Origin of the sequence: Nostoc sp. UIC 10630 (genome assembly GCF_010747425.1) — a bacterium.
Lineage (GTDB): Bacteria > Cyanobacteriota > Cyanobacteriia > Cyanobacteriales > Nostocaceae > Nostoc.
The window spans coordinates 1-7,546 of the sequence record NZ_JAAGOG010000298.1 but is presented as its reverse complement, the minus strand read 5'-3'; the positions used below and the strand labels follow the sequence as shown (position 1 = coordinate 7,546).

Here is a 7,546-nt window from a genome sequence, read left to right as displayed (position 1 = left end):
TTTAATTTGTTAACTAAAATGAAAGGTGTAAAAAGTGCCGATCTATTGCTATACCTAAAAAAAATGAATAATAATACTTTTACTTTAATTTTTATTTATAAAGTTACCGCTTTAAATTAAATATTTGTTAAAAATGGCGATTGTTATATTAAATATAAATCGATTATCTACAGATTTAAATACAAATTATATTTGAAAATTTATATGATTTGCCTGTGTACGAAAACCTAGAAACTGTTTGCCCAGCGTCTCACATCTGAAGCCAAGCTAGGTTGTGTTTATACAACTTCGGGCTTCTATGCTGAGATACTTAATGTATAGCCTCGCATAGGATTTGATATAAACGCATATACAATAAAGAATAAATAAATTAAAATAATGGCATCTCCTTATGGAGTTGGTACATAGAAAATGCAGATAAATAAGCAAATTTCAGAATATAAGCAAAATATTCCCTTAAACACCTTAACTAATATCCTCGATACTCAAGTTATACAGGAATGGAATGATACTGAACTAGATCATCATCAGGATTTGTGCATCCATCAAATGTTTGAGATGCAAGTTGAGCGATCGCCCCAGTCCATTGCTGTAATATTTGAAAATACGCAACTTACTTATTGGCAGCTAAATCAGCAGGCTAATCAACTAGCACATCACCTACGTGCTTTAGGCGTTGGTCCTGAAGTACTTGTAGGCATTTGTCTAGAGCGCTCCTTGGAGATGATAGTAGGACTACTGGGAATTCTCAAAGCTGGAGGTGCTTACGTGCCTTTAGATCCGGCATATCCCTCAGAGCGTTTAGCCTTCATATTGGAAGACACTCAGACACCAGTATTGTTAACCCAAGAAAAATTGCTCAAGAACTTGCCACCACATCAAGCACAGGTACTTTGTCTCGATTCAAATTGGCAAGGAAATATTCAAAACAGTCAAGAAAATCCTGTAAATGAAACGACAGATGATAATCTTATCTACGTAATTTACACATCTGGCTCTACAGGACAGCCCAAGGGTGTTATGATCCCTCACCGTGGTATCCGCAACCAACTCTACTGGCGGCAAACCACCTTTAGATTAACTCAGGCAGATAAGGTTTTACTGACTATTTCTTTTAGCTTCGATCCCTCAGTGTGGCAGATATTCTGGCCATTGTGCTTCGGGGGGCAATTGATCGTGGCTCGCCCTGGTGGACATCAAGACACTGCATACCTTGTGAAGGTTATTACTGAGCAGCAAATCACTGTCTTGGCCTTAGTACCTTCCATACTGCGTGTCTTACTAGAAGAAAAGGGAATTGAGAATTGCTCATTTCTGAGGCATATTACCTGTGGTGGTGAAGCTTTACCTAGCGAACTCATAGAACGCTTTTTTGCAAAACTGGATTTGGACAATGTTCTCCATAATTGCTATGGCCCGACAGAAGCCTCTATTGATACCACTTTCTGGACTTGTCAGCGCGGCACTAATTCTACCATTGCTCCTATAGGTCGCCCCGTGGCCAATGCAGAGATTCACATCCTTGATGAAAATTTGCAGCCTGTGCCTGTTGGTGAATCAGGTGAACTGCACATTGGTGGTATTGGTTTGGCACGAGGCTATCTTAACCGTCCAGAATTGACCATAGATAAGTTTATTTTCAATCCTTTTAGCTCTGAAACTGGGGCACGTCTTTACAAAACTGGGGACTTGGCACGTTACTTAAGCGATGGAAATATCGAGTTTATTGGTCGCATTGACTACCAAGTAAAGATTCGTGGCTTCCGAATTGAATTGGGAGAAATTGAAGCCATATTAGACCAACATCCTGCACTGACACAGACTCTAGTCATTGCTAGAGAGGATATTAATGGTGACAAACAACTCGTGGCTTATGTTGTTGCCAATGCAGAGCAAATTCCTAGTCGAGTTGAATTACGTCGCTTTTTGCAAAGTCAGCTACCTGAATATATGGTGCCTGCTTACTTTGTATTTTTGGACACCCTACCATTAAACCCTAATGGTAAAATAGACCGCCATGCTTTACCTGCACCCGATTTATCAAGGCAAGCATCGGAAGTTACCTTTGTTGCTCCTCGTAATGAAGTGGAGCGCGAAATAACACAGATTTGGGAACAGATTTTAGGTGTCCAACCTATTGGCGTAAAGGATAACTTCTTTGAGGTAGGAGGAAACTCCATCTTGGCAGTAAAACTATTTTGGCAAATTGAGAAGATATTTAGTAAAAATTTTCCTCTTGCTATTCTCTTTCAGTCTGGGACTGTAGAGGCTTTAGCCAAAATAATCTGTCAAGAAGAAGATTTAGCAATAAACTTGGCTTCAGTAAATACCTTAGACAAATCAAAATCTAGCTGGTCATCCCTGGTAGAAATTCAACCCAATGGTTCCAAGCCACCTTTTTTCTGTATTCACGGACTTGGCGGAGAAGTCTTGTGTTTCCGTGAATTAGTATTGCATTTGGGGTTAGACCAACCATTCTATGGACTACAGCCACAAGGACTAGATGGAAAACAGCCCTTGTATACGCGGGTAGAAGACATGGCAACTCATTACATTCAAGAAATCCAGACCATTCAACCCAATGGGCCTTATTTTCTGGGAGGTTATTCTTTTGGGGGTGTAGTTGCTTTTGAGATGGCTCGGCAACTCCAGCAGCAAGGTCAAGAAGTTGGTATTTTAGTTATGCTTGATAGTTGCCGTCCAGGTTATAGTTGGCGGGCACCATTTCTGAAGCGAGTTTTTTTGCATTTAAATAATATAGCTCAACAAGGACCTGTCTACTTTTGGCAAAGACTTGTGAAATGGATTTATTGGGGTACGCAGCGTCTCCAAAAAACATATCAGCGTTACTTGCAAGGGATAATTGATTTCCCTGCAAATGACAAGCACTTAAAGATAATGGATGCTAACACTCAAGCCATCAGTGAATATATCTTTTCACCTTACCTTGGTCGAGCTGTTCTCTTGCGAGCAGACGATCAGAGTCGGGACGAAGCTATAGGGACACAATACGATCCTCAATTCGGCTGGGGCGACTTAGTTGCTGGAGGATTAGATATCCATTACATTTCTGGATCTCACCATAACCTATTTAATGAACCGCATGTACAGGTGTTAGCCGAAACATTGAGAAATTGCTTAATCCAAGCGCAGTCTCCAAATAATTAATTTGACAACCTACTACCCTTGCAAGAGAAGTCTAGTAATTTTGGATTTTGAATCGGGATCAAATAAAGCATTATAGAATCAAAGAAACAAGTGCTAAAATCGGCTTAAATCTTCGACTTATACAGCAAATTTAACGTTTGTAAGAGACAAAAATACTCCACTGCCGCGATCGCTCACCTTCACGCCACTTGCTTCTTGGCAATTGAGAACTGCTATATCTAGATTATGGGAGTCTCAACCCAGTACTGCTGGGTAATTTTGTCATTTCTTAGTCTAAACACAAATTGGGAGAATAACGGAAAAATCACTTGCTAGTGGTAACTAGGATGAGATAATTATTCTGTGGAACGGGAATACTGGTCGCAGTCCAATAGCCAAAAGACCTGACCAATTTAATATGCGATGAATCTTGCTAGTGCCACTGATTGAACAGAGGTATTTATTGTGGCACTGTAGGCTTAGATGACTGTCGTTTTCTATTTATGTTGGTAAACAATCCACAATCTACTGATGCTATATAGACGATTTGGACGCACAGAATTACAGATGCCAGTGTTTTCCTGCGGTGGCATGAGATATCAGTTTAAGTGGCAGGATGTTCCCGATAATGAAATTCCTGCTGATAGTCAGGCGAATCTGGAAGCGACGATTAGAAGGGCAGTCGAGGTTGGGATTAATCATATTGAAACTGCTCGTGGTTATGGCACTTCCGAAATGCAATTGGGAAGAGTTCTACCTCAGCTTCCCCGTGAAAAGCTGATTGTTCAAACCAAAATCAGTCCAAAGGAAGATGCGAAAGAATTCCGCGATACATTTGAACAATCATTGAAAAATCTCCAGCTAGATTATGTCGATCTACTGGGATTGCACGGTATCAACCATACTGAGTCATTAGACTATAGCATCCGTCCCGGTGGTTGCTTGGAAGTAGCACAGCAGTTGCAAGCAGAAGGAAAAGTTAGATTTATTGGTTTTTCCACACACGGATCAACAGATACAATTGTGCAGACAATTAATACCAATCTATTTGATTACGTGAACCTGCACTGGTACTACATTAATCAATGGAATTGGGCGGCAATTGAAGCGGCTAAACGCCATGATATGGGGGTGTTTATCATTAGTCCATCGAATAAAGGAGGTTTGTTGTATGAACCTCCACAAAAATTAGTGAATCTTTGCGCTCCTTTGAGTCCAATGGTGTTTAATGATTTGTTTTGTTTGAGTCATCAAGAGGTGCATACTCTGAGTGTGGGAGCAGCAAAACCACAAGATTTTGACGAACACCTGAAGACTTTAGAATTAGTAGATCGGGCATCAGAAATTTTGCCGCCCATCTTAGCAAGGTTGGAGTCAGAAGCGATCGCTACTTTGGGAGAAGATTGGGTAAAATCCTGGGAAACAAATCTACCAACTTACGAGCAAACCCCTGGTGAGGTCAATATTCGGGTGATTTTGTGGCTGCGGAATTTAGCGATCGCCTACGATCTGGTAGATTATGCCAAAATGCGCTACAACCTACTTGGTGATGGCGGTCACTGGTTTCCTGGTAATAAAGCAGATCGGCTAGAGGAATTAAACTTGCAGCAATGTCTCGCCCGCACTCCCCATGCCGATAAAATCCCCAAATTTTTGGAGCAAGCGCATCAAATGTTGGCGGGTGAAGCGGTCAAACGTCTATCTAAGACTTGATGAATTGGGAATTGGGAATTGGGCGAGAAATAACTCTTAACTCCTGTACAGACGCGATTAATCGCGTCTCTTAACTCCTCAACATCGCTAGTCAGCTTTTTTTGTATCTGCTAATTTAGTTGCCTTCGGTACCACTAGCACTTTGTCAACGCGGTTCCCATCCATATCCATCACTTCAATTCGCATACTTTGCCATTCAAAATGATCTGCTGCGGCAGGAATACGACCTAAATGGGTGATGACAAAACCGCCCAAGGTTTGATAACTGCCGCGTTCCTCGGATTCCCACTCTTCCATACCAAAAAGTTCTAAAAATTCTTCTACAGGTAACATCCCATCCAAAAGCCAGGAACCATCTTCGCGTTGCACAGCTTGGGGTTGATCCTGTCCATCTGTTGAAGGAACATCACCGACGATTTCGCTCATGATGTCGTTGAGAGTAACTAATCCTTGAATTACGCCGTATTCATCCACTACTAATGCCATGTGAGTAATAGTTTGCTTGAACAATTCCAAAACTTTCAATCCACGGGTACTTTCTGGCACGAATACGGGCTGTCGCAATCCCACTGTTAAGTCCAGCGCTTCTCCTCGGAAACTCCTGGCTAATAAGTCGGTGACAGGGATTACACCCAGCACGTTGTCAAGTCCCGCCTGACAAACTGGATACCGAGAATAGGCACTATCAACCATTTTTTGGCGATTTTCTTCGGCAGTGTCTTCTAAGTCTAACCAGACGATATCAGGACGGGGTGTCATTAAGTAGCTGACGGGGCGATCGCCTAAACGAAAAACTCGCTCTACCATATCCTGTTCGGCTTCCTCAAAAGTTCCCGCCTCAGTGCCTTGCTCAATTAAGATTTTTATTTCTTCTTCGGTGACTTGCGGCTCGGTAGAAGCTGTTATTCCTAGCACTCGTAGGATTAAATCTGTAGAAGCACTTAATAGAAAGACTACTGGAGAACCGATCGCTGCCAAGGCTTGCATCGGAATAGCTACAATCGATGCAATCCTTTCTGGATTATTTAATGCCAGACGCTTTGGTACCAATTCGCCAACAATGAGTGACAAATAGGTAATGATCAAAACGACTATTCCAAAAGATATCGGTTCGCTATAAGGTGCTAACAAAGGCACAAGTTTTACATAGACTGCCAGTCGGTTGGCAATTGTTGCTCCTCCAAAAGCACCAGTCAGGATACCGATTAGCGAAATACCTACTTGAACGGTTGACAGGAAATGATTTGGAGATTCAGCGAGTTTCAATGCTGCCCTTGCTTTGGCATCTCCTTGATTGGCAAGCTGTTGTAGCCTGACTTTCCGGGCTGAGACAATCGCCATCTCAGACATAGAAAACACGCCATTGGCAATAATTAGCACCAAAATGATTAAAATTTCAAAAGTGATGGAGGACATGTTTAAAATTGCCGCTTATCAGAGCGAATGTAGCTCAATACCTAGTATCTAGTATTAAAGGTGCTTCTATAAATGCTTTTACTGTACACAAAGTAATAGTTATAGTTTTTAAGTCTATTAGTTGCTGTGCATTATTCTTCCATCGAAAGAATAAGAAGGCTGTCAACACTTTTAAAATAGTTGACATAAACTGCCTCAAGATTTTCTGACTCACAAAGACTCCCACCGCTAGTTGTACTTATGTCATTTTCTTCTATTGTGCGTGCCTTAGCGCGATCGCCGCTCACCACTGAATTTATTTCTAAGCTAAACCGACAACAAGAATTGCGGTTAAATGGCATTTCTCGATTGCCCAAGGGTTTGGTCGCTTCGGCATTGGCACAGTCTCAGGGTAAGAATTTGTTCGTAGTTTGCGCCACTTTGGAAGAAGCTGGACGCGTTTATGCACAACTGGAGGCAATGGGATGGCAAACAGTACATTTTTATCCCACCTCCGAGGCTTCTCCCTACGAACCTTTTGACCCGGAAACTGAGATGAGTTGGGGACAAATGCAGGTATTGGCGGATTTAAGCATGGGGAATGGGGAATGGGGAATGGGGAATGGGGAAGAAAACCAGATCCCATCCAATTCTCAGTTACCTAAGATGGCTATTGTGGCTACTCAAGGGGCGTTGCAACCCCATTTGCCACCACCAGAGGCTTTTGGGCAATTCTGTCTTACCTTAAAGCGGGGGATGGAATTAGACTTAAATGCCTTCAGTGAGAAAATCACTATTCTGGGGTATGAACGAGTACCTCTGGTGGAAATGGAAGGACAATGGAGCCGACGGGGTGATATTGTTGACGTTTTTCCAGTTTCATCTGAGTTTCCAGTCAGGTTGGAATGGTTTGGTGATGAAATTGAGCAAATGCGGGAATTTGACCCAGCAACCCAACGTTCGGCACTCGATAAAGTTAATCAGTTAATTCTTACCCCCACTAGCTTTGCTCCCATTGTGATGGCGGCACTCAACAAGAGTACTGAGTTGCGAGTGGTGAGTGCTGAGTTAAATCCTGACTCAGAACTTAGCACTGAAAACTCATCATTGTTGGAGGGTAGTCGTCGCTTTTTGGGGTTGGCTTTTGAGCAACCAGCATCTCTGCTAAATTACCTATCAGAAAATACACTGATTGCTATTGATGAGCCAGAACAGTGTCATGCTCATAGTGATCGCTGGGTCGAAAATGCTGAGGAACAATGGAGGATGGGGAATGGGGAATGGGGAATGG

3 protein-coding genes and 1 pseudogene are annotated in these 7,546 nt (G+C 42.2%); 3 read left to right on the top strand and 1 reads right to left on the bottom strand.

Annotated features, from left to right (window positions below; all coding sequences use genetic code 11):
- The first annotated feature begins 549 nt into the window (after positions 1-549).
- Positions 550-3,168, top strand: a complete 2,619-nt coding sequence (locus G1O98_RS35495; RefSeq protein WP_175586989.1) for an amino acid adenylation domain-containing protein — start codon at positions 550-552, stop codon at positions 3,166-3,168.
- A 510-nt stretch (positions 3,169-3,678) separates the two neighbouring features.
- The gene (locus G1O98_RS35490) at positions 3,679-4,860 is read left to right on the top strand and encodes an aldo/keto reductase (RefSeq protein ID WP_163938723.1); all 1,182 of its coding nucleotides are present in this window, start codon (positions 3,679-3,681) and stop codon (positions 4,858-4,860) included.
- Between the two features lie 87 nt (positions 4,861-4,947).
- Here G1O98_RS35490 and G1O98_RS35485 read toward each other — a convergent pair whose 3' ends face one another.
- Positions 4,948-6,276 (bottom strand): hemolysin family protein, encoded by a 1,329-nt coding sequence (locus tag G1O98_RS35485; RefSeq protein WP_163938720.1) that lies wholly within the window; start codon positions 6,274-6,276, stop codon positions 4,948-4,950.
- A 240-nt stretch (positions 6,277-6,516) separates the two neighbouring features.
- Here G1O98_RS35485 and G1O98_RS35480 point away from each other — a divergent pair.
- Positions 6,517-7,546, top strand: a pseudogene (locus tag G1O98_RS35480) (transcription-repair coupling factor); the annotation flags it as partial.

Bases quoted from the DNA above. Each gene is read 5' to 3' on its own strand.
- G1O98_RS35495 (WP_175586989.1), top strand. From the start codon at position 550: ATGTTTGAGATGCAAGTTGAGCGATCGCCCCAGTCCATTGCTGTAATA.
- G1O98_RS35490 (WP_163938723.1), top strand. From the start codon at position 3,679: ATGCTATATAGACGATTTGGACGCACAGAATTACAGATGCCAGTGTTT.
- G1O98_RS35485 (WP_163938720.1), bottom strand. From the start codon at position 6,276: ATGTCCTCCATCACTTTTGAAATTTTAATCATTTTGGTGCTAATTATT.